Origin of the sequence: Butyricicoccus intestinisimiae (assembly GCF_018918345.1) — a bacterium.
Classification (GTDB): Bacteria; Bacillota; Clostridia; order Oscillospirales; family Butyricicoccaceae; genus Butyricicoccus_A; species Butyricicoccus_A intestinisimiae.
Genome location: NZ_JAHLQI010000001.1, coordinates 257,957 through 279,768 on the forward strand (window position 1 = coordinate 257,957; position 21,812 = coordinate 279,768).

At 39.2% G+C, this 21,812-nt stretch carries 21 protein-coding genes and 2 pseudogenes; 22 read left to right on the forward strand and 1 reads right to left on the reverse strand.

Annotation, left to right across the window (positions count from 1 at the left end; genetic code table 11):
- Nucleotides 1–70: 70 nt before the first annotated feature.
- The 22 genes and pseudogenes from KQI75_RS01335 (at nucleotide 71) to KQI75_RS01435 (ending at nucleotide 20,790) form a co-directional block, all read left to right on the forward strand.
- Nucleotides 71–961: an LCP family protein gene (locus tag KQI75_RS01335; RefSeq protein ID WP_216468888.1), complete on the forward strand. Its 891-nt coding sequence runs from the start codon at nucleotides 71–73 to the stop codon at nucleotides 959–961.
- A gap of 143 nt (nucleotides 962–1,104) precedes the next feature.
- Nucleotides 1,105–1,458 carry a helix-turn-helix domain-containing protein gene (locus KQI75_RS01340; RefSeq protein WP_246566290.1) on the forward strand — a complete coding sequence of 118 codons (354 nt, stop codon included), beginning with the start codon at nucleotides 1,105–1,107 and terminating at the stop codon, nucleotides 1,456–1,458.
- Between the two features lie 28 nt (nucleotides 1,459–1,486).
- Nucleotides 1,487–1,615, forward strand: a pseudogene (locus KQI75_RS13510) (protein CapI); the annotation flags it as partial.
- Nucleotides 1,599–1,853 (forward strand): annotated as a pseudogene (locus KQI75_RS13515) (UDP-glucose 6-dehydrogenase); the annotation flags it as partial. The pseudogenes KQI75_RS13510 and KQI75_RS13515, both read left to right, overlap by 17 nt.
- 762 nt (nucleotides 1,854–2,615) lie before the next feature.
- On the forward strand, nucleotides 2,616–3,665 hold the full coding sequence (locus KQI75_RS01350; RefSeq protein WP_216468890.1) for an NAD-dependent epimerase/dehydratase family protein: 1,050 nt from the start codon (nucleotides 2,616–2,618) through the stop codon (nucleotides 3,663–3,665).
- A 21-nt stretch (nucleotides 3,666–3,686) separates the two neighbouring features.
- Nucleotides 3,687–4,937 carry a nucleotide sugar dehydrogenase gene (locus tag KQI75_RS01355; protein WP_216468891.1) on the forward strand — a complete coding sequence of 417 codons (1,251 nt, stop codon included), beginning with the start codon at nucleotides 3,687–3,689 and terminating at the stop codon, nucleotides 4,935–4,937.
- A gap of 19 nt (nucleotides 4,938–4,956) precedes the next feature.
- Nucleotides 4,957–5,853 (forward strand): glucose-1-phosphate thymidylyltransferase RfbA, encoded by an 897-nt coding sequence (gene rfbA / locus KQI75_RS01360; RefSeq protein WP_216468892.1) that lies wholly within the window; start codon nucleotides 4,957–4,959, stop codon nucleotides 5,851–5,853.
- A gap of 28 nt (nucleotides 5,854–5,881) precedes the next feature.
- On the forward strand, nucleotides 5,882–6,910 hold the full coding sequence (gene rfbB, locus KQI75_RS01365; RefSeq protein ID WP_216468893.1) for a dTDP-glucose 4,6-dehydratase: 1,029 nt from the start codon (nucleotides 5,882–5,884) through the stop codon (nucleotides 6,908–6,910).
- Nucleotides 6,910–7,824 (forward strand): dTDP-4-dehydrorhamnose reductase, encoded by a 915-nt coding sequence (gene rfbD, locus KQI75_RS01370; RefSeq protein WP_216468894.1) that lies wholly within the window; start codon nucleotides 6,910–6,912, stop codon nucleotides 7,822–7,824. Before rfbB ends, rfbD begins: the two co-directional genes overlap by 1 nt.
- 6 nt (nucleotides 7,825–7,830) lie before the next feature.
- Nucleotides 7,831–8,439, forward strand: a complete 609-nt coding sequence (gene rfbC, locus KQI75_RS01375; protein WP_216468895.1) for a dTDP-4-dehydrorhamnose 3,5-epimerase — start codon at nucleotides 7,831–7,833, stop codon at nucleotides 8,437–8,439.
- A gap of 18 nt (nucleotides 8,440–8,457) precedes the next feature.
- Nucleotides 8,458–9,696, forward strand: coding sequence for a beta 1-4 rhamnosyltransferase Cps2T (gene cps2T, locus KQI75_RS01380; protein ID WP_216468896.1), 1,239 nt, complete (start codon nucleotides 8,458–8,460; stop codon nucleotides 9,694–9,696).
- A gap of 15 nt (nucleotides 9,697–9,711) precedes the next feature.
- Entirely contained in the window at nucleotides 9,712–10,641 is a 930-nt protein-coding gene (locus tag KQI75_RS01385; protein WP_216468897.1) for an NAD-dependent epimerase/dehydratase family protein, read from the forward strand.
- On the forward strand, nucleotides 10,638–11,804 hold the full coding sequence (locus KQI75_RS01390; protein ID WP_216468898.1) for a glycosyltransferase family 4 protein: 1,167 nt from the start codon (nucleotides 10,638–10,640) through the stop codon (nucleotides 11,802–11,804). Before KQI75_RS01385 ends, KQI75_RS01390 begins: the two co-directional genes overlap by 4 nt.
- Nucleotides 11,801–12,445 carry an acyltransferase gene (locus KQI75_RS01395; protein WP_216468899.1) on the forward strand — a complete coding sequence of 215 codons (645 nt, stop codon included), beginning with the start codon at nucleotides 11,801–11,803 and terminating at the stop codon, nucleotides 12,443–12,445. Before KQI75_RS01390 ends, KQI75_RS01395 begins: the two co-directional genes overlap by 4 nt.
- Before the next feature lie 4 nt (nucleotides 12,446–12,449).
- A complete protein-coding gene (locus KQI75_RS01400; protein ID WP_216468900.1) occupies nucleotides 12,450–13,379 on the forward strand; it encodes an acyltransferase family protein in 930 nt (309 codons plus the stop codon).
- 2 nt (nucleotides 13,380–13,381) lie between these two features.
- On the forward strand, nucleotides 13,382–14,770 hold the full coding sequence (locus KQI75_RS01405) for a glycosyltransferase family 2 protein (protein ID WP_216468901.1): 1,389 nt from the start codon (nucleotides 13,382–13,384) through the stop codon (nucleotides 14,768–14,770).
- A gap of 2 nt (nucleotides 14,771–14,772) precedes the next feature.
- Nucleotides 14,773–15,624 (forward strand): glycosyltransferase family 2 protein, encoded by an 852-nt coding sequence (locus KQI75_RS01410; protein WP_216468902.1) that lies wholly within the window; start codon nucleotides 14,773–14,775, stop codon nucleotides 15,622–15,624.
- 11 nt (nucleotides 15,625–15,635) lie between these two features.
- Nucleotides 15,636–16,958 carry an O-antigen polymerase gene (locus KQI75_RS01415; RefSeq protein WP_216468903.1) on the forward strand — a complete coding sequence of 441 codons (1,323 nt, stop codon included), beginning with the start codon at nucleotides 15,636–15,638 and terminating at the stop codon, nucleotides 16,956–16,958.
- A complete protein-coding gene (locus KQI75_RS01420) occupies nucleotides 16,948–17,949 on the forward strand; it encodes a glycosyltransferase domain-containing protein (RefSeq protein WP_216468904.1) in 1,002 nt (333 codons plus the stop codon). The genes KQI75_RS01415 and KQI75_RS01420 overlap by 11 nt, the downstream gene beginning before the upstream one ends.
- Before the next feature lie 10 nt (nucleotides 17,950–17,959).
- A complete protein-coding gene (locus KQI75_RS01425; protein ID WP_216468905.1) occupies nucleotides 17,960–19,465 on the forward strand; it encodes a lipopolysaccharide biosynthesis protein in 1,506 nt (501 codons plus the stop codon).
- 4 nt (nucleotides 19,466–19,469) lie between these two features.
- Nucleotides 19,470–20,375, forward strand: a complete 906-nt coding sequence (locus tag KQI75_RS01430) for an ATP-grasp fold amidoligase family protein (RefSeq protein ID WP_216468906.1) — start codon at nucleotides 19,470–19,472, stop codon at nucleotides 20,373–20,375.
- Between the two features lie 40 nt (nucleotides 20,376–20,415).
- Nucleotides 20,416–20,790, forward strand: coding sequence for an ATP-grasp fold amidoligase family protein (locus KQI75_RS01435; RefSeq protein ID WP_246566291.1), 375 nt, complete (start codon nucleotides 20,416–20,418; stop codon nucleotides 20,788–20,790).
- A 154-nt stretch (nucleotides 20,791–20,944) separates the two neighbouring features.
- Here the strand turns inward: KQI75_RS01435 and KQI75_RS01440 are convergent, their stop codons facing one another.
- Nucleotides 20,945–21,805: an IS3 family transposase gene (locus KQI75_RS01440; RefSeq protein WP_246566293.1), complete on the reverse strand. Its 861-nt coding sequence runs from the start codon at nucleotides 21,803–21,805 to the stop codon at nucleotides 20,945–20,947.
- Between the last annotated feature and the right edge of the window lie 7 nt (nucleotides 21,806–21,812).

Below are 21,812 nucleotides of genomic sequence, written 5' to 3' on the forward strand. Positions count from 1 at the left end.
TATCGGAATGGTTATCGCCGTAGCGGCAGGATGTTTTGTGAGATCTGCGAGAAGAAACGCAGCCCTTCACATGGATGATATGAGTCTGGGATCAGGGGCGAGTGCAGAATCCAACACCGTGCATTACAAAGGCAAAACCTATCAGTACAACAAGAATTTGATGAATGTCTTATTCCTTGGCATTGATACGACACAAGATCTGGCACAGACGGATATGCCGGGTAATGCCGGTCAGTCGGACTGTATTTTGGTTTTGTCGATGGACAAACAGAAAAAAACGGCACGGCTTCTGCAAATCTCCCGTGATACCATGACGGATATAGATACTTATGATGTGTCCGGCAAATATGTCTCGACTATACAGGCACAAATTGCCTTACAGTATGCCTATGGAACCGGCGAAAAGAGCAGTTGCTGGGCGGCGAAGAAAACCGTATCAAGACTATTATATGATCTGCCAATAGATGCATATTTTTCTATGAATTTGGACGGTATATCTACAGTCAATGACGCAGTGGGCGGCGTGACGCTGAAATTATCGGAAGACGCAACGGAAGTCGATCCGACGTTTCAAAAAGGTTCGACCATTACGCTCCAAGGCGATATGGCTGAACGGTTTGTACGAAAGCGTGACACAAATGTTTCCGGCAGCAATGTCAGCCGAATGAAGCGCCAAACAGAATATATTACAACGTTGTTTCAGGCGATGCGAGAATTCATGAAGCAAAATGGAAATGATTTTGAGAAAACATATACAAAACTGAAATTAAAACCATATACAGTTACCGATTTGAGCATGGAACAATTGGAAGATATGTTGTCGTATGATTTCCTGAAAAAAAACATAGAAACTGTTCCTGGCACGACCAAAGAAGGAAAAGAACATGATGAATTTTATGTAGATGAGGATGGACTGCATGATTTGATCATTCAAATGTTCTATACAGAAGTGAAAGAATAAGAAACGGAGGAATTGAGGATGAAGGGGATTATTTTAGCAGCGAGAAAGACATTGCATTCCACACTGTATGGACAATATTTGCAGTGCATTTCAGCAGAATGATAAAAACAAGAATACACTTCAACGGACACAGGAGTTAAGTTATGCGTTACGATCCTGAGAGAGAATGCAGCCAAATGGTACAGCGGCTGCGGAAAATATGTGCAGCAAAAGGAATTTCTGTCTATGCCGCTGCGCGGAAAGCCAATATATCGGTATCAACGCTAAACGAACTGCTCAATGAGAAAACACGTCCGCAGTTATATACGCTGTATAAAATCTGCAATGCGTTGGATATTCGCATTGTCGATTTATTTGACGACAATGCCAGCATAAACAAACAAGATAGACAGATCAATCATATGATTGTCGAATATCAATATCTGCCGAAATGGAAACAGAAACTGGTAGAACAGTATATAGAAATGGTTGCACAGTATGAACGAAGGCTGAAATGAATGCCTATTACGATGTAGCACTGAAAGAATTCCGCCGTATGCAGTTTACAACATCGGCAACCAGAATCCGGAAAATCTACTGGACTTCGTGCAGATTCTGAGCGAGGAACTGGTTCGTGCAAAGGTTCTGCCGGAAGATTATGACTTCGAGGCTTATAACCGGAACGGGATATGTTGGTCTTTCCTTTGCTACGTTGTTATCTCAGCACCACAAGGTGACTGCTGTGGATATCATCCCTGATAAAGTGGAACTGATTAACAACAAGAAGTCTCCCATTCAGGATGAATATATTGAAAAGTATCTGGCAGAGAAAGATCTGGATCTGACTGCAACTTTGGATACTAAGGAAGCATATAGTGATGCTGACTTTGTAGTTATCGCTGCACCGACAAATGTCTACTCAACAAACCGTATTGACGTAGCAACGTCAAAAAGAACCTATTTTGCACACTATACAGGGCACTGGAATTGGCTATATTTCACAGCTATATGTACTGTAAATGCAAGATGTTTATACAAAACGCTGAACTTTTGACCCCTGCGGCACAAAATTGACACGATTTTTTCAGAAGAATCATAGAAATGGCGGAAAATAACAAAAATCCATGAGTTTATCATTAACGTCTGAAACTGCTGTTGAGTACACTATCTGACCCGCTAATGACACCTACATCATAACGATTTGTTGAGTCATGAAAATTAGAGAAAAACAGATGGTTTCTACTTCATAAAACAGCTGTTGAGTAGAGCATGGATGGTGATGATAAATACATGTTTTGAGTGGCTAAAGTAAATGATTTGTTCATAACGAACAATGAATAGTGAGAATTGGACTGGATGATATATACAGTTTTAACAAAACTCATGCGCCGACAGGGTTCGATTCAACAATCCAACACTTAGAAAAACGTCATTGCAGGGTATACGGGGTTCGACTGTATAAAACAGCACTTCGGCTATAGAGAAATAGAGACGAGTGTACTCAACGGATGTTTTATGAAGTAGAAAACAAGGGAAATATGATTGCTGGGGTAATTGAATACGACAGCATAAGAAAACACTTAGCCGAGTGAGCGGTAAGAGGAAAAAGAAATACTATCTGCGATGAGCGGATGTGTACATAGATTAGGAAGTTAACAAAAATGGAGGAATACAAATGAGCACAGTTAGCTTAGAGAATAAAACGATTTTAGTCACAGGCGCGGCCGGATTTATCGGTTCCAATCTTGTGAAGCGAATTTATCAGGAGGCTCCTTCTGCTACGGTTATCGGCATCGACAACATGAATGCTTACTACGACGTGGCACTCAAAGAGTTCCGCCTGAACGAACTGGCCAAGTATCCCACATTCACTTTTGTAAAAGGTAACATCGCTGATAAGGCACTGATCACTGAACTGTTCGAGAAGTACAAGCCATCTGTGGTCGTTAACCTTGCAGCACAGGCTGGTGTGCGTTACTCCATCACCAACCCGGATGCTTATGTGGAATCTAACTTGGTCGGCTTCTTTAATATCCTCGAAGCCTGCCGTCATTGCGAGAGTCTGGAGCATCTGGTGTATGCTTCTTCTTCCTCCGTCTACGGTTCCAACAAGAAGGTTCCGTACAGCACGGATGACAAGGTTGATAACCCGGTATCGCTGTATGCAGCCACTAAGAAATCTAATGAGCTGATGGCACATGCCTACTCGAAGCTCTATAACATTCCGTCCACTGGACTGCGCTTCTTCACCGTGTATGGTCCTGCAGGTCGTCCGGACATGGCCTACTTCGGATTCACCAACAAGCTGGTGAAGGGCGAAACTATCAAAATCTTCAACTATGGCAACTGCAAGCGTGATTTTACTTATGTGGATGACATCGTTGAGGGGGTTGTCCGTGTGATGAAGAAAGCACCTGACAAGAAGAATGACGAGGATGGTCTCCCGATTCCGCCGTATGCAGTTTACAACATTGGTAATCAGAACCCTGAGAACCTGCTAGACTTCGTGCAGATTCTGAGTGAGGAGTTAGTAAGAGCAAAAGTTCTGCCGGAAGATTATGACTTCGAGGCACACAAGGAACTTGTTCCGATGCAGCCGGGTGATGTGCCTGTGACCTATGCAGATACCAGCGCACTGGAGCGTGACTTCGGATACAAGCCGAGCACAAGTCTGCGGACTGGATTAAGAAATTTCGCTGAGTGGTACGCTGAGTTTTATAAATAAAAGAATTAGAGGGATAGAGAAATGAGAGAGTTTAAGGATTTAAAGATTGCTGTGGCTGGTACTGGTTATGTTGGTCTTTCTATTGCTACGTTGCTGTCTCAGCATCACAAGGTGACGGCAGTAGATATCATTCCTGAGAAAGTAGAGCTGATCAATAACAAGAAGTCTCCGATCCAGGATGAGTACATTGAAAAGTATCTGGTAGAAAAGGAACTGGATCTGACCGCAACGTTGGATGCGAAGGAAGCATACAGTGATGCTGATTTTGTCGTAATCGCTGCACCGACAAATTACGATAGCAAGAAGAATTTCTTTGATACCTCTGCAGTGGAAGCTGTCATTAAACTGGTCATCGAATACAATCCAGAAGCCGTTATGGTCATTAAGTCTACAATTCCGGTTGGCTATACGGCTTCCGTGCGTGAGAAGTTCCATTGCGACAATATCATTTTCAGCCCGGAGTTTCTGCGTGAGAGCAAGGCTCTGTACGATAATCTTTATCCTTCCCGTATCATTGTTGGTACTGATGTGGATAATGCTCGTCTGGTAAAGGCGGCACACACCTTTGCAGAACTCCTGCAGGAAGGCGCAATTAAGGAAAATATCGATACCTTGTTTATGGGCTTCACCGAAGCAGAGGCAGTTAAGCTGTTCGCCAACACCTATCTGGCACTGCGTGTTAGCTATTTCAACGAATTGGATACCTATGCAGAGATGAAGGGGCTGAACACACAGCAAATTATCAACGGTGTCTGCCTTGATCCTCGTATTGGCACTCATTACAACAACCCGTCCTTCGGCTACGGTGGCTACTGCCTGCCGAAAGATACCAAGCAGCTGCTGGCAAACTACGCAGATGTGCCGGAAAACCTGATCGAAGCAATCGTTGAGAGCAATAGAACAAGAAAAGATTTCATCGCTGACCGTATTCTGGAGATTGCTGGTGCTTATGAAGCAAATGACAGCTGGGATGAAAGCAAAGAAAAAGAGACCGTGGTCGGTGTGTATCGCTTAACCATGAAGAGTAACAGTGACAACTTCCGCCAGAGTTCTATCCAGGGTGTCATGAAGCGCATCAAGGCAAAGGGTGCAACTGTGATTATCTATGAGCCGACGCTGAAAGATGGCGATACTTTCTTTGGTAGCAAGGTTGTTAATGACCTGGATGAGTTTAAAAAGCAGAGTCAGGCCATTATCGCAAACCGTTATGATAAGTGCTTGGATGATGTAAAAGAAAAAGTTTACACGAGAGATATTTTCCAGAGAGATTAAGAAAGACGAGGGATACAGAATGAAAGGCATTATTTTAGCAGGTGGATCGGGCACTCGTCTGTATCCATTAACGAAAGTTACGAGCAAACAACTCCTACCCATTTTTGATAAACCGATGATTTATTACCCGATGTCAGTTCTGATGAACGCTGGCATCCGTGACATTTTGATTATTTCCACACCACAGGATACTCCTCGCTTTGAAAACCTGCTGGGTGATGGACACCAGTTTGGTGTGAATCTGACCTATGCTGTTCAGCCCTCTCCGGATGGACTGGCACAGGCCTTTATCATTGGTGCTGATTTTATTGGCAATGATTCTGTGGCGATGGTTCTGGGCGACAACATTTTTGCGGGCCACGGATTAAAGAAAAGATTGACTGCTGCAGTAGAAAACGCTGAGAGTGGCAGGGGTGCAACAGTATTTGGCTACTACGTGGACGATCCAGAGCGTTTCGGCATCGTTGAGTTCGATAAGAACGGTAAGGCTATTTCTATTGAGGAAAAGCCAGTACATCCGAAGAGCAACTACTGCGTGACTGGCCTGTACTTCTATGATAACCGTGTGGTCGAATTTGCTAAAAACCTGAAACCTTCTGCGCGTGGCGAATTGGAAATCACTGACCTGAACCGCATCTATCTTGAGGATGATTCTTTGAATGTTGAGTTATTAGGTCAGGGCTTCACTTGGCTGGATACTGGAACACACGAGAGTCTGGTGGATGCCACTAATTTCGTAAAGACTGTAGAGCAGCATCAGCATCGTAAGATTGCCTGCCTGGAGGAAATCGCATACCTGAATGGTTGGATCAGCAAGGATGAACTGATGGAAGTCTATGAGGTTATGAAGAAGAACCAGTATGGACAGTATCTGAAGGACGTCATGGACGGCAAGTATCAGGAACATCTGTATTAAAAAGGGAAAGTGTAGAGGAGAATAGATCATGAATATTATTGTTACCGGTGGTGCTGGTTTTATTGGTAGTAACTTTGTGTTCCACATGCTGAAGAAGTATCCGGATTACCGGATTATCTGCTTGGACAAGCTGACTTATGCAGGCAATTTGTCCACGCTGGCACCTGTTATGGACAACCCGAATTTCCGCTTTGTGAAGGCAGATATCTGCGACCGCGAAGCAGTGGACAAACTGTTTGAAGAAGAACATCCGGATATTGTGGTTAACTTTGCGGCAGAGTCTCATGTTGACCGTTCTATCGAAGATCCGGGTATCTTTCTCCAGACCAATATCATCGGTACCAGTGTTCTGATGGATGCTTGCCGCAAGTACGGTATCCAGCGTTATCATCAGGTTTCTACCGATGAGGTTTATGGCGACTTGCCGCTGGATCGTCCTGACCTGTTCTTTACTGAGGAGACTCCTATTCACACCAGCTCTCCGTACAGCAGCTCCAAGGCTGCCGCTGACCTGTTAGTTCTGGCTTACCATCGTACCTATGGCCTGCCTGTGACCATTTCTCGTTGCTCCAACAACTATGGTCCGTATCACTTCCCGGAGAAGCTGATTCCGCTGATGATTGCTAATGCTCTGGCTGACAAGCCGCTGCCTGTTTACGGCGAGGGTCTGAATGTCCGTGACTGGCTGTATGTTGAAGATCACTGCAAGGCTATTGATCTGATTATTCACAATGGTCGCGTTGGTGAAGTTTACAATGTCGGTGGCCATAACGAAAAGCAGAATATTGAGATCGTGAAGATCATCTGCAAGGAACTGGGCAAGCCGGAGAGCCTGATCACTCATGTTGGTGATCGTAAGGGTCATGATATGCGTTATGCAATCGACCCGACCAAGATTCACAACGAACTGGGTTGGCTGCCGGAAACCAAATTTGAGGATGGCATCAAGAAAACCATCCAGTGGTATCTCGATAACCGTGAGTGGTGGGAGACTATCATCAGCGGCGAGTATCAGAACTACTATGAGAAAATGTACGGAAATCGGGGGGAGGCATAATGAGGTTCTTCGTTACAGGCGTTGGCGGACAACTTGGACATGATGTGATGAACGAACTGCTGAAGCGCGGACATGAGGGCTTAGGCTCTGATATTCAGGAAAATTACAGTGGTGTGGCAGACGGTTCCGCGGTAACGAAAGCACCGTATGTCGCTCTGGACATTACCGATAGGAATGCTGTTGAAAAGGTAATTACAAAAGTAAATCCGGACGCAGTGATCCACTGTGCAGCATGGACTGCTGTGGATATGGCAGAGGATGACGATAAAGTAGCGAAAGTCCGTGCTATCAACGCAGGCGGCACGCAGAATATTGCAGATGTATGCAAGAAACTGGATTGTAAGATGACCTATATCAGCACGGATTATGTGTTTGATGGTCAGGGCACAGAGCCCTGGCAGCCGGACTGCAAGGATTATAAGCCTTTGAATGTATACGGTCAGACAAAGCTGGAAGGTGAGTTGGCAGTCAGCCAGACGCTGGAGAAGTATTTCATTGTCCGCATTGCTTGGGTGTTCGGGCTGAATGGTAAGAATTTTATCAAGACGATGCTGAATGTAGGCAAGGCACATGACACTGTCCGTGTGGTCAATGACCAGATCGGTACACCAACCTATACATATGATTTGGCTCGGCTGTTGGTCGATATGAACGAAACCGAAAAATACGGTTACTATCATGCGACTAACGAGGGCGGCTATATTAGCTGGTACGATTTCACGAAAGAAATTTATCGTCAGGCTGGATATAAGACAGAAGTGGTTCCTGTCACGACGGCAGAGTATGGTTTGAGCAAGGCGGCTCGCCCGTTTAACAGCCGTTTGGACAAGAGCAAGCTGGTGGAAGCAGGATTTACACCGCTTCCGACCTGGCAGGATGCACTGAGCCGTTACCTGAAAGAAATCGAGGAGTAAAAGAAAATGGGACAGATTAAAGTAGAGAAGAATGTAGGCGGCATCGAAGGACTTTGTGTGATTGAGCCTGCTGTTCACGGTGATACACGCGGTTATTTTATGGAAACCTACAATGAAAAAGATATGAAGGAAGCTGGCATCGACATTCATTTTGTACAGGATAATCAGTCCATGTCCACGAAGGGCGTGCTGCGCGGTCTGCATTTCCAGAAGCAGTATCCGCAGTGCAAGCTGGTACGCGCCGTGCGCGGAACTGTGTTTGATGTCGCTGTGGATCTTAGAAGCAATTCCGAAACTTATGGTAAGTGGTATGGTGTGACTCTGTCTGCTGAGAATAAGAAGCAGTTCCTCATTCCGGAGGGATTTGCACACGGTTTCCTTGTTCTGAGCGATGAAGCAGAGTTCTGCTATAAGGTTAATGACTTCTGGCATCCGAATGATGAGGGTGGTATGGCTTGGAACGACCCGGAGATTGGCATTGAATGGCCGGAACTGAAGGGTGAGTACAAGAGCAGCGCAAGTGCAGAAGGCTATACGCTGGAAGATGGTACTGCACTGAACCTGAGCGATAAGGATCAGAAGTGGTTGGGACTGAAAGATACGTTTAAGTTTTGAGAACACAGGGGTAGAAGAATGCAGCGGGAAAACGAAGTACAACACGTATTTCTGGTAGGAGCTAAAAGCCTAGGAGCATATGGTGGTTATGAAACCTTTGTATATAAGCTGACAGAACACCATCAGAATAAGAAAAATATTAAATATCATGTGGCGTGTAAAGCTAACGGTGACGGCTGCATGGACGAAACAAAAGTGGGAGGCGTAACGAGAATCAATGACCATGAGTTTGAATTCCACAATGCGCACTGTTTCAAAATTGATATTCCTCAGATTGGTGCAGCACAGGCGATTTATTATGATGTTGCGGCATTGAATGCATGTTGCAAGTACGTAAAAGAACATAAAATCAAGTATCCGATCGTTTATATTATGGCTTGCCGTATTGGACCATTTGCAAGTCATTTCTATAAGGAGATTCATAAGCTGGGCGGTGCGGTTTATTTGAACCCGGATGGTCATGAGTGGATGAGAGCCAAGTGGTCGGCTCCGATTCGTAAATACTGGAAGATTTCTGAGCAGATGATGGTCAAATATTGTGATCTTGCTATCTGCGATTCTGTGAATATCGAAAAGTATATCCATGAATGTTATGACGGGAAAGGAATCAAGGGCAGAAATCCTAAGACCACATTCATTGCTTATGGTGCAGATTTGACACTCAGCAAGCTGGCTGATGACGATGAAAAGCTGGTGAACTGGTACAAGGAAAAAGGTCTGACGAAGAAGGATTATTACCTTGTCGTTGGGCGTTTCGTACCGGAAAACTCTTTTGAGGTTATGATTCGTGAATTTATGAAGAGTAACAGTAAAAAGGATTTCGCCATCATCACAAATGTGAATGATAAGTTTTTGAATGAGTTGGAAGAAAAACTTCACTTCAAAAGCGACAAGAGGATCAAATTTGTCGGTACAGTGTACGATCAGGAACTCTTAAAAAAGATAAGGGAGAATGCCTACGCATATTTCCATGGTCATACAGTGGGAGGTACTAACCCTTCACTTATCGAAGCTCTTGGTAGCACCGATTTGAATCTATTGGTTGATGTTGGCTTTAACAAAGAAGTCGCAGAAGACTGTGCTTTGTACTGGAGCCGCGAACCGGGCAGCCTTGCAAGATTGATTGATCGTGCAGATAAGATGAGTACCGAGGAAACTGCAGAAATGGGTCGAAGGGCCAAGACGCGTGTGGCTGAAGAATATACGTGGGACAAGATATGCGGACAGTATGAAGAAGTGTTTTTGAACAATAAATAGAAAGAGAATGATCCAATGAACATATTGATTTTAGGAGCGGCAGGTTTTATTGGCACTAATCTTGCAATCGAACTTGCAAAAGATACATCAAACAGAATAACGCTTGTTGATAAAAAACGAATGTATTTTAGCGCAGATGTTCTGGCAGATAATGTAAACATTGTCGAATCAGATTTAGGCATAAATATGGATTATGCTATTCTGGAAAATAAGGATGTAGTTTATCATTTAGTTAGTACTAATGTCCCTACTACATCTAATCAGCATATTTCGCAGGATATAGAGGCAAACGTCTTGTTCTCAGCACACTTATTTGAGGAGTGCGTTAAGTACGATGTGAAAAAAATGGTGTTTATATCATCAGGTGGAACAGTGTATGGAAAAGAGTCATCGTGTCCACTTTCTGAGGGAACACCCACCAATCCGATATCTTCATATGGAGTGCAAAAGATAACAATTGAAAAACTTTTATATCTATATAATTATATGTATGGACTTGATTACCGTATTATTCGTCTTGCAAACCCATATGGACCATATCAAAGACCGAATGGAATTCTTGGAGCTGTAACAACTTTTACATATAAAGCACTTAAAGGTGAAGAGATTACGGTCTATGGAGATGGATCGGTTATTAGAGATTTTATTTATATTGACGATGCCGTTAAAGGAATTCTAAATATAGTTAATGGGGAAAACAAGCATCATACATTTAATTTGGGATGTGGATATGGTACAAGCATTCGAGACGTCCTTGATTCAGTTAGGAAATCCCTTGGCCGTGAAATAAGTGTTGTGTATAAAGCGGGTCGAGCGGTTGATGTACCAGTCAATTATTTAGATATTGGTAGATATGAAAAATACTACGGCAAATTAAACCCAATCTGCCTTGAAGAGGGAATTAGAAAGACTGCTGAGTTTATGAAGAGGAAAATGATTCTATGAAAAATATATTGTTTTTACATGCGGGGGCTGAGATGTATGGGGCTGACAAAGTAATGCTCGATCTCATAAAAAGACTAGATAAGTCAAAGTTTCAACCACTTGTAATTCTTCCCACGGAAGGGGTTCTGGTGGATGCGCTTAAGGATGAAGGTGTAAATGTGATGGTTATGCCTTATCCGATTATGAGAAGAAAGTACTTCAATTTAAAAGGAGTAATTCAGTACGGCTTCAATCTCATAAAATACATTAACAAAATAACATCTATAGCAAAGGAATACCACATTGATTTGATTCACACGAACACTGCAGCGACACTGGAAGGCGGTTTTGTAAGTAGAAAGCTACACGTTCCCCACCTCTGGAGCATTCACGAGATTATCGTAAGTCCGAAAATTATGTATACTGTAACGAGCAAGTTGATTGCAAAATACTCCAGCATTGCAATTACAGATTCGAAGGCTGTCAAAGATCATTTGGATGCTTCTGGTTACTTCCAACCGGATGCAGTTAAGGTAATATACAATGGAGTAGATAGTAAGAGATTCAAGCCAGAAAATGACTGTGACTACTTGTATGATGAGTGGAAGATTCCCCAAAATGCTCGAATTATAGGTATGATGGGACGTGTCAACAGTTGGAAAGGACAGGGAGATTTCCTGAAAGCAGCCAATATTATCATGGCTAAGTATTCTGATGTATATACAGTTTTTGTTGGAGCGGCTTTTGAAGGGGAAGAATGGCGTGAAAAGGAACTTGCAGATGCAATTGCTCAGTCACCGTATAAAAATCGAATTATAAATAAAGGGTATCGTACTGATAGTGAGGGGATTTATAAGCTTTATGATGTGTTCGTGCTACCAAGCACAAATCCGGATCCTTTGCCTACTGTAGTGTTGGAAGCAATGGCAACAGGAAAACCGATTGTGGGTTATAAACACGGCGGCGTATGTGAGATGGTTAAAGAGGATTACAATGGTCTGCTTGCAGAGGTGAGAAACCCAGAAGATTTGGCTTGTAAGATTGAATCACTGCTTGAAGACGACAATAAAAGGAAAAATATGGGAGTAAATTCAAGAAGTCGACTTCTTGAAAAATTCTCAATTGAGGCGTATGTTCAAAATTATGCGGCAGAGTATGACAGACTGACTAGGAATAACACATGATGGAAAAGAACATTCAATTAAAGGATAAGATTAATATTCTTTACAGAACAGGAATAAAGGCGGTGAGAGGATGCTTTAGACGACTGTTTCTTAAAGAGACGCATGGTATGCTTTTTGTAGGAAAAGGAGTACAGATTTCACACGGAAATCATATCCGGTGTGGCAAAAATGTCAAGTTTGAGGATTATGCTGAAATTCACGGCTTGTGTTCAGACGGACTGAACTTTGGAGATTATGTAACTATAAGCCGTGGGGTTATGATTCGACCATCTAGTTATTATGGTGGGGATTATGGCATAGGCTTGACGATGGGAGAACACAGTTCGATTGGTCCATACGGCTATGTCGGATGCTCTGGAAAAATAAATATCGGAAAAAATGTAATGTTTGGTCCAAAGTGTAGTCTGTTTGCAGAAAACCATGTGTTTTCTGATACGGAACACAGCATCAAAAGTCAAGGGGTTAAGCAAAAGGGCATTACCATTGAAGATGATTGCTGGATCGGAAGTAATGTAACAATTCTTGATGGAGTGACGATTGGAAAAGGAAGTGTTATCGGTGCAGGAACGCTGGTGACCAAGGACATCAAGGCTGGTAGTATTGTTGTTGATAAAAGAGAAAAAACGATAAGAGAAAGGTGAAAAGATGATTTCAAAAGAGAATACACAGATTCTAAAGGGACTGGCTATTTCGATGGTAATAGTGGAGCACTTAGGACAAGTATTGCATATCGCTGCACTAAATCCACTGGGGCCGATTGGAGTTTGCCTTTTTCTCTTTGTTTCCGGGTATGGCCTATCCTGTTCATATAAGAAGAATGGACGAAATAAATACTTTTCTAAAAGAATTCTAAAAGTTTATATCCCATATCTTGTCTCAATAGCTATATTTAGCATATGGTCGTATTTCATCGGGAAAACTCTGACTGTCAAAGCAATCTTTAGTTATGCGATATTAAAGGAACTTCCTCAAGGATCGTTTTGGTATTTGCAATTGCTGTTTTACTGGTATATGGTTTTCTATTTTCTGACATTTCTATTTGACAATGAAAAAGTATTGGCAACAGCTTTATGTGTTGCGACCTTTGTAATAACAGTCTATAGCGGGTTTAACAGACTTTACGTTTGGCAATTTGCGTCATTCCCTGCTGGTATTATAATTTCTAAGAATAAACAAATGACATTTAAAATACCTAAAAATATTAGGGGGGCATTGCTTCTCACTGTATCCGTAATTATGGTTATTTTAAAGAAAACTCAGTATGTAGAAGCACATGAATTGGGAGTTGCAGATACGATTCTTCAGATAGGAATTACATGGTGTTTAAGTTTACTTATGTTTTGTGTAACTGAGCACCTGAAAAGAAAAAAGGCGTTAGAAAAGTTGATCCTTGCGATTGGAAGTGTTTCATATGAACTGTATTTAGCTCATGTGTTACCTCTTGATTGGTTGAAACAGCAAGTGACAACAAAGAATCTTTTATTCTATGGAATAATTGTGCTGCTGTTTACCACGATTTTGTATGTAGCAGATTTTTTTATACAAAGAATAGAGAAGAACATGATGAGGAATTAGACATGAAAATTGTATCATTTACTATGGTAAATAATGAAAGTGAGATTATAGAATCCTTTGTTCGCTACAATTATAATTTTGTTGACGAAATGGTGATTATTGATAATGGGTGTACTGACAGTACAATAAAAATCGTTAGAAAATTGATAGCAGAGGGGTTTAATATTACTGTCTATGATGAATCACTGGAGGCATATAACCAGTATCGTTTAGATAATAAATATCTTAATAAAATAATTGATGAAATTAAGCCTGACATGATTTTGCCATTGGATGCAGATGAGTTTTTAACAGGTGAGAATAATCCACGTGAAATTCTTGAAAAACTTCCGCTGAATAGTATTTATTATGTAACTTGGCGTTGGTACGTCATGACAAAAGAAGATAAACAAAAGGAAGCTTTTATTCCTAAAAAAATGCAATACTGTTTGACGCGTCCAGCGTGGAACTATTCGGACGGTACACCAGTAACAAAATCAATTATTCCAGCGAAATACTATAAGAAAATGGGTCTTACCCTTTCAATGGGACATCATACCGTGTTTGGAAATGATAAGGCAAAAATTACAAGATTGAACAACCTTCAATTTGCACATTATAGGGCAATTAGTGAGCAGCAATTGATTTATAAAACATGCTGTTACACAATGCGTGATATTTCAACAATGGAGAATAATTTTGAAACTGCGCAGCGAACAAATCAAATGGCAATAATCGAGCGAGGTTCAAGCATGTGGGAAGCAGCGGAGGAATCTTCGTATGGTGGGTACACATGTGAAATAGAAAAAAGGCCATTAGAGTTAAAATTCTGCACTAAATGTGATCTTGAAATGAAATATGTGGAATTGTCTAGCGAAAGTGTAGAAAAGAGAATTTTATATACGGGACGCGAGATGGCTGTAAGAGCGTACAATTCCGAAAGGAGTAAAAAAGAAAAATTTTTTTTGAAACCAATCGTTCTTTGGCTTGACGGTATACGAGGTGAGGAGTGTGTATTTCCAGATCCTTCGAATAAATTAACAATTTTGACAGAAATGTATAATGTTCGTGGTTTGGTTACGCTAACGGAAGAAATAAAATTCCTAAAAGCTAATTATCGATTGATTGTTACGCCGGACTTTGTGAAATTCATACCGCATGAATATATTGTAATTGCTGATCAAAAGAATTATGAAGAAATTAGAAAACAACTTGTGTCTGAGGGGCTTTCTGAAGAACAGATTATTTCATTGTCCGAATACAAAAAACATCTTGGCATATTTAAAAGGGTTTATTGTGCGCTTTGCTTTATACCAAGTATGACAGGACGAGTAAATCAGTATTTAAGACGGAATGGATTCATGACTACGGTTAATAAAGTAAGACAGCGATTAAAGAATAATAGAGGATAAATATGGATGTATCAGTGATCGTTCCTTTTTATAAGGGAAATAAGTATATTAATAACATACTTAAAATGATGAAAGATAACGCAGCAGAGGCGCAGAATCTTTCTATTGAATTGATAATTGTAAATGATTCACCAGATGTTGAAGTGAAATTAGATAATAATTTAATTGAAGGATATGAATTTAGCATTATCAAGCATAGTAAGAATAGAGGAATACAGCAAGCACGTGTTACCGGAATACAACAATCACGAGGAAAGTACATTTTGATGCTGGATCAAGATGATGAGATTAAAAAGAATACAATAAAAAGTCAGTATCTAGCTGTAAATGGAGGAGATGCTGTCATCTCAAATGGATATGCTCGAGACGAATATGGGAAGAATATTCCTTTATTTACTAACTCACAGCAGATGAAATATGTTAATAATTATTCTTTTTACTTTTATTTCGGAAATGTGATTGCTTCACCAGGACTTTGCTTGATAAAGAAAAAATTAATACCAGAGTTATGGCTCAACAATATAATGAGTATAAACGGAGCTGATGATTGGCTTTTATGGGTTGCGTTCTTAAATAAGGGTGGGAAATTTGTCTTAAATGATGAACTGTTATATACACATGTAAATGATGGAGATAACACCTCAAATGATAATAAAAAAATGATAAAGTCTTCAATGGAAGCATTACAGATAGCGGAGAACAACGAATCATTTAAAAAAAAATTGCTTAATGTATATCGTAGAAGATTGAGCATGCGTCAGGAATATTTGGATGGAAGTAAGGTTAGCAAAATAATGGCATATTTAAAAAATCCTGATATTGCCGTTAGGTTGGCTAAATATAAAAAAGCGTGAGAGGTGATGGAATGCTGTACCTATTTTGTGGAATAGTATTTATAATTGGGCTGATTGCAATAAAAACTGAAAAGAAAGTCTTTAATCCGTTAACATTATTCTGCATAATGTGGTCGAGTATTCTCTTCTCGTCTACATTACAATTATATTCCCTTTATAAGGGAGATGACAGAACATACAGATTAATGATGATTGGTATAGCTACCTTTATTATAGGCTATTATTTGGCGAGACTTTTAATTGGAAATAAGCGACTCGTTATTGGAAAGAAAAGGAAAAGTGTTATAGAGTATAGTTTGAATTATCAACTTCTTTATATTTTGCTTATTATATCACTATTGTTTTACTTAAAGGATCTAATTACAGTATTTTCAAGACTGGTTACTGGTGGCTCACTTGCAGATATTCAGGTACTTGTTCAAGGAACAGATAATTTGCATAACAGATCCGGAATAGAAAATGCAATTAGGCTGTTAATTATTAATCCATTTGGTTGGGCTATAATTCCAATTTTGGCTGTTGATATTTGGATGGGAAGAAAAGATAAAAAACTGTTGTTATTAACTGGTATCCTAATGATTAGTAGAATATTAACGACAGGAGGAAGAGCAGCTTTTTTGAATTTTGCGATTTATTTTATTGTTGTGTTTTTTTTCACAGGTCAGAGTAAGAGACAAAGAATTTCTGATACGGTAAAGAATAACGTAAAAAAAAATAAAAAGATTTTTAGAGTAATGATGGTTCTTTCGGTTGTTTTACTGGGATATATGACATATTCTCGAGCAGGCGAAGGTGCACTTAAAACGATATATTTTGATTTCGCGATGGAGCCATACCTTTGTGGTGTATGGATGGACGTTGTGAATTCCAAAAGTATTGTTGGATATGGAATGATATCGTTGTCGGGCTTTATTTTCCCTGTATTATATTTAGTTAAGAACTTGCTGCGTTTTCCAACGATGCCTACTTATTATCAAGAGTTATTTGATTTAACGTTGTCATTAGACACTGAATGGAAATGGGTGGGAGCAAGAGTGTACGCAAATGCATATGTTTCTGCATTCTGGTTTTTATATTCTGATTTTAGAATGATTGGAATTATAGTTGGGATGCTTATTTATGGGTTTATTTCGAGACTAGTATACAACAATACAAAAATGATGGCTAATCAAAAAAATGTATGCATTTATGCATTGTACTATATTGGCGTTTTTTACACATTTGTTAGATTTCAATTTACTTCTACCGAGTATGCTATGGCTATTATATTTGTGGCATTATTGGCTTATCGAAAGAAAACTATATATTTACCGGAGGAAACACATGTACAATGAAGATAAAAATAGTAAATCGTTAATGACGTTGAAAACTTATTATCAAGATAAAAGAGAAGCAAACAAATTATGGGTAAAACTCTTTAACATGAATAAAATGGCACGTGAGTTCTTAAATTTTTTAAAGTTGCCATTTTATATTGGACGGCGAGATAGTCGATATATCAAATTGAAGGCAAAAGCTTTTTTGAAACCGTCACTTATTTATGATCATCAGTTGAGGTATGATTTTGACCATTCTTATGAATTGAATTATCACTCCACCGGGAAAAAAGTTGATACAAAAGTCATAGTGTATACGTCTATTTTTGGAAATTACGATCCACTGATTGAACCATTATATGAAAGTGAAAAGTGTGAGTATTGGGCTATTACTGATCAAGAAATTCCCCAAGGCAGTATGTGGAAAAAATTTGACACAAAAAATATTCCTGGATTTGATGACATGGATGGATATCATAAATCAAAATTCTGTAAAATGTTTCCTCAAATACTGTTCCCTGAGAATGAGTATTCAGTTTGGGTAGATGGAAATGTTCAAATTGTTGCAGATTTATATCCTTTAGTAGATAGATTAAAAGATAGCTGCTTTATTGCAACATTTCAAAATCCTTTTCACGATTGTATATATACTGAAATGAATTATAATATTTGTGAAAATAATGTATCCATAGATGCACTAATAAATCAGATCAATATATATAGAGCTGAAGGATTTCCTAAGCATTTTGGAATGCGAGAAATGACTATAATTGTACGGAAACACAATAATCAGGAGTGTATTGATATGATGAATCTCTGGTGGAATCAAGTAAATCAATATACTATGAGAGATCAAATTAGTTTCCCATATATTATTTGGAAAAGCGGAATGAAGATGGATGATGTTCAACTTTTAGGAACAAGCTGGAAATGGAGTCCAAGATTCTTATGGTATCCTCATAATTGGCATGTGTCTTTTGATAAAAACGGAAAGCAAATACATAGATGAGGGAATTATTATGAGAAAAAAAAGATTGGTATGGAATACAACTACGTCGCTTGTTTATCAATTGGTTACAATAATATGTGGGTTGATACTTCCAAGATTAATTTTAAATGGTTTTGGTTCAGAAGTTAACGGTCTTGTGAATTCGATAAAGCAGTTCTTAACTGTAATTTCATTTTTAGAATTAGGAGTTGGTGCTGTAGTACAATCTGCTTTGTATAAACCATTATCTGAGAATGATACTGTAAAATTAAGCCAGATTGTGACATCTGCAAACATTTTTTTTAGAAAAATAGCTTTTATATTAGCAGTATATATTGTTGGTTTGCTTGTATTCTATCCTAAAATAGTAAATGCTAAGTTTGGATATGTCTATACGGATATTTTAATAATAGCAATTTCCATAGGATCATTAGTACAGTACTATTTTGGCATTGTCGATATGCTTTTTTTGAATGCCGCACAAAGAGGTTATGTCCAATATATTCCGCAGAGTATTTCAATTATTTTAAATACTTTGATTAGCTATATTATGATTAGGTATGGTGCATCCATTCAAGCAATTAAGTTTGTTAGTTCGTTAATTTATTTGGTAAGGCCAATTGTTTTAAGAATATATATCAGAAAACACTATTCACTGAATTATCATGAGAAATATTCTGCTGAGCCTATTTCTCAAAAATGGAATGGTGTGGCACAACATATTGCTGCTATTGTTTTAGACAGCACAGACGTAATTGTTTTATCAACGTTTTCAACATTGGCAAATGTTTCGATTTATTCAGTTTATTATTTAGTAGTGTCTGGTGTAAAACAGCTATTTATGTCATTAACAAATGGCTTTCAATCATTAATCGGTGAACTGTGGGCTAGAAGAGAAATTGATGAATTGAATAGGATATTCGGTTGGTTTGAATGGTTAATTCATACAGGAACAGTTTTCTTCTTTGGATGTACTGGGATACTTATGCTTCCTTTTGTGCAAGTTTATACAAAAGGGATAACAGATGCTAACTATATTCAGCCATTTTTTGCGGCTTTGATTACGATTGCAAATGCTGGTCACTGTTTGCGATTACCATATAATATTATGATCTTATCTGGAGGACATTATAAACAGACACAGTCAAATTATATTATAGCTGCGGTGGTTAATATAATCATTTCTGTTATTGCCGTTAATACTTGGGGACTTGTTGGTGTGGCAATTGGAACATTAATTGCGATGTTCTATCAAACTGTATGGATGGCAATCTATGATAGTAAAAATTTGATAAAATGGCCACTGAGAAATTTTATTAAACAATGTTTCGTGGATTTTTTAACTGTAGTTATAGCTTCATTAATTACCAGCCAACTGAAATTGACGTCTATTGAGTATATCTCCTGGTTAATTCTTGCGATAAAAACAGCTGTTGTATGGATTATTGTAATTTGGTTAATCAACTTAGTGTTTTATAATGATAAGATACGTCATATCATGTCGAAGATTGGCATTAGTGTAGTAAAAGAGAGGTAAATTCATGAGCAAAGTAGATAAAAACAAAATATGGTCGTCAGCCTTTTTCAAATTAAAAAAAACGGGCGTTTTAAATTTGTTGCCAGATACTTTATATTTAAAATTTATGTTTAGAGCTACACTGCAAAGAAAACTGGACCTAAAAAATCCAACAACATTTAACGAGAAGTTGCAGTGGTTGAAAATTCACGACCGAAAAGACATCTATACAACAATTGTTGATAAGTATGAAGTAAAGAAGTATATTGCAAAAAAAATTGGAGCAAACTATATAATCCCTACATTGGGAATTTGGAGTAGTTTTGATGAAATTAATTTCGATGAATTACCGAACCAATTTGTTTTGAAATGTACACATGACAGTGGAGGATTGGTTATTTGCAATGATAAATCCAAATTAGATATTGAAAAAGCAAAGGAAAAAATTGAAAAAAGTTTAAAAAGTAATTTTTATTGGTTAGGTAGAGAGTGGCCATATAAGAATGTTAAACCAAGAATTATAGCTGAACAATACATGGCTGATAATCTTCGGGATTACAAACTTTTTTGCTTTAACGGTACACCCCGTATGACTCTTGTGTGTAGCGAACGTTTCACAGAGGATGGTTTAAAAGAGGATTTCTATGATGAGGCATGGAATCATCTGAGTATACAGAGACCTGCACATAGTAATGCCATTTTACCAATCCAGCGCCCGAAACAGTATGAACTGATGAGAAGGTTGGCTGCAAAACTATCTGAAAAGATGTCTTTTGCCAGAATCGATTTCTATGAAATTAATGAAAAGGTTTATTTTGGTGAGATTACATTCTATCCTGCAAGTGGATTTGAAGGATTTAGACCAGAAGAGTGGGATTTGAAGCTCGGAGAATGGATTGAATTACCGGGGGGGAAGAAGGCTGAATTCTGACGTATGCTCGATAATTATTGGGAACTCATTTTACAATAAAATGAACAAGAAAGCACTTATTGATTATAAGATATTTTGCTTTAATGGTGAAATTGATTCTGTAATGGTTTGTACTGGAAGAGAAAAAGGTCATCCGGATTTCTATTTTTATGACAGAAACTGGAATCGACTTTATTATCAACATGAAAATTTAGAAAAACAGGAGTCTATTCCGAGACCTTCTTGTTTTGATGAGATGTTGAGTCTGGCAAGTATTTTATGCAAAGGATTTACTCACATCCGAGTTGATTTGTTTGAAGTAGATGGTAACATTTATTTTGGTGAATTAACTTTCTTTGATAGCAGTGGTTTTGATACAGAAATTTCTTATAAGACGGATTTGATGTGGGGATCAAAAATGAAATTGTTGATTTAAATAAAAAAATATTCCCGCTGTTTAGGACAATAAGCGGGAATCCTCGGCACATTCTTAAGGAATGCAGAGTATAGTGGTTCAGTTGTCAAGACAAAAAACTAAGCTTTTTATAATGAACTGATATATGTAACTGGGTAGGGGAGAAAATCCCCCCTTAGGCTGCATGATCATCCAGTAACAGAATCGGATAATAGCAGGATGCAGGTGTCTGATTATTGAGTGCAGAATGACAAAGTTCAAAGTTGTAAGTGTGCACATATTTACCGATTGCCTTCCGTGCTTCTCTGATATTGTTATATTGGGTCAGATATGCTTCCTCGTACTTGAAGCTTCGGAACCATCGTTCAATCATGATATTGTCAGCCCACCGGCTTTTACCATCCATGCTTTGACGGATCTGGTTCTCTTTGAGGAAATTCATGTACTCATTGCTTGTAAACTGACAGCCCTGATCTGAATTCAGGATAACAGGTTTTGCCACTATAAACGCCTTTTTTAACGCAGTTATGACCATTCTGGTATCCAGAGTATCATCGACTTCCCAGCCAACGATACAGCGGCTGTACCAGTCAATCACAGCGGTCAGATACAGGAATCCACGCTTAATGGGGATGTATGTAATGTCGATTGACCATGCCTGATTTGGACGGTCGATAACGGCGTTACGTAGCAGATACGGGCAGACTTTAGCCTGTTGCATACGTTTAGAAAGGTTCATTTTTGGATAAATTGGATCAATCCCCATTTCATTCATATAACGGCGCGTTTTCCGGCGGCCAACCTGATGCCCACGCTTCTTCAGTTGAGCAGACAGTTGTCGTGCTCCCCAGGCCGGGTTATCCGTGTGTAATCGATCTATGATCGATTTGCAATCTAACTCCTCCTGAGATATGGGCGTGCCCTTGTAATAAACACTGGTACGATTGATATCAAGAAGCGCAGCTCCTGTTTTAACTGGAAGTTCTTTAGTCTTCAAAAGGTTTTGGACTAAATTTACTCTCGTAGTCAGCTCCAAGTGTTTC

Bases quoted from the DNA above. Each gene is read 5' to 3' on its own strand.
- KQI75_RS01335 (WP_216468888.1), top strand. From the start codon at position 71: ATGGATGATATGAGTCTGGGATCAGGGGCGAGTGCAGAATCCAACACC.
- KQI75_RS01340 (WP_246566290.1), top strand. From the start codon at position 1,105: ATGCGTTACGATCCTGAGAGAGAATGCAGCCAAATGGTACAGCGGCTG.
- KQI75_RS01350 (WP_216468890.1), top strand. From the start codon at position 2,616: ATGAGCACAGTTAGCTTAGAGAATAAAACGATTTTAGTCACAGGCGCG.
- KQI75_RS01355 (WP_216468891.1), top strand. From the start codon at position 3,687: ATGAGAGAGTTTAAGGATTTAAAGATTGCTGTGGCTGGTACTGGTTAT.
- rfbA (WP_216468892.1), top strand. From the start codon at position 4,957: ATGAAAGGCATTATTTTAGCAGGTGGATCGGGCACTCGTCTGTATCCA.
- rfbB (WP_216468893.1), top strand. From the start codon at position 5,882: ATGAATATTATTGTTACCGGTGGTGCTGGTTTTATTGGTAGTAACTTT.
- rfbD (WP_216468894.1), top strand. From the start codon at position 6,910: ATGAGGTTCTTCGTTACAGGCGTTGGCGGACAACTTGGACATGATGTG.
- rfbC (WP_216468895.1), top strand. From the start codon at position 7,831: ATGGGACAGATTAAAGTAGAGAAGAATGTAGGCGGCATCGAAGGACTT.
- cps2T (WP_216468896.1), top strand. From the start codon at position 8,458: ATGCAGCGGGAAAACGAAGTACAACACGTATTTCTGGTAGGAGCTAAA.
- KQI75_RS01385 (WP_216468897.1), top strand. From the start codon at position 9,712: ATGAACATATTGATTTTAGGAGCGGCAGGTTTTATTGGCACTAATCTT.
- KQI75_RS01390 (WP_216468898.1), top strand. From the start codon at position 10,638: ATGAAAAATATATTGTTTTTACATGCGGGGGCTGAGATGTATGGGGCT.
- KQI75_RS01395 (WP_216468899.1), top strand. From the start codon at position 11,801: ATGATGGAAAAGAACATTCAATTAAAGGATAAGATTAATATTCTTTAC.
- KQI75_RS01400 (WP_216468900.1), top strand. From the start codon at position 12,450: ATGATTTCAAAAGAGAATACACAGATTCTAAAGGGACTGGCTATTTCG.
- KQI75_RS01405 (WP_216468901.1), top strand. From the start codon at position 13,382: ATGAAAATTGTATCATTTACTATGGTAAATAATGAAAGTGAGATTATA.
- KQI75_RS01410 (WP_216468902.1), top strand. From the start codon at position 14,773: ATGGATGTATCAGTGATCGTTCCTTTTTATAAGGGAAATAAGTATATT.
- KQI75_RS01415 (WP_216468903.1), top strand. From the start codon at position 15,636: ATGCTGTACCTATTTTGTGGAATAGTATTTATAATTGGGCTGATTGCA.
- KQI75_RS01420 (WP_216468904.1), top strand. From the start codon at position 16,948: ATGTACAATGAAGATAAAAATAGTAAATCGTTAATGACGTTGAAAACT.
- KQI75_RS01425 (WP_216468905.1), top strand. From the start codon at position 17,960: ATGAGAAAAAAAAGATTGGTATGGAATACAACTACGTCGCTTGTTTAT.
- KQI75_RS01430 (WP_216468906.1), top strand. From the start codon at position 19,470: ATGAGCAAAGTAGATAAAAACAAAATATGGTCGTCAGCCTTTTTCAAA.
- KQI75_RS01435 (WP_246566291.1), top strand. From the start codon at position 20,416: ATGAACAAGAAAGCACTTATTGATTATAAGATATTTTGCTTTAATGGT.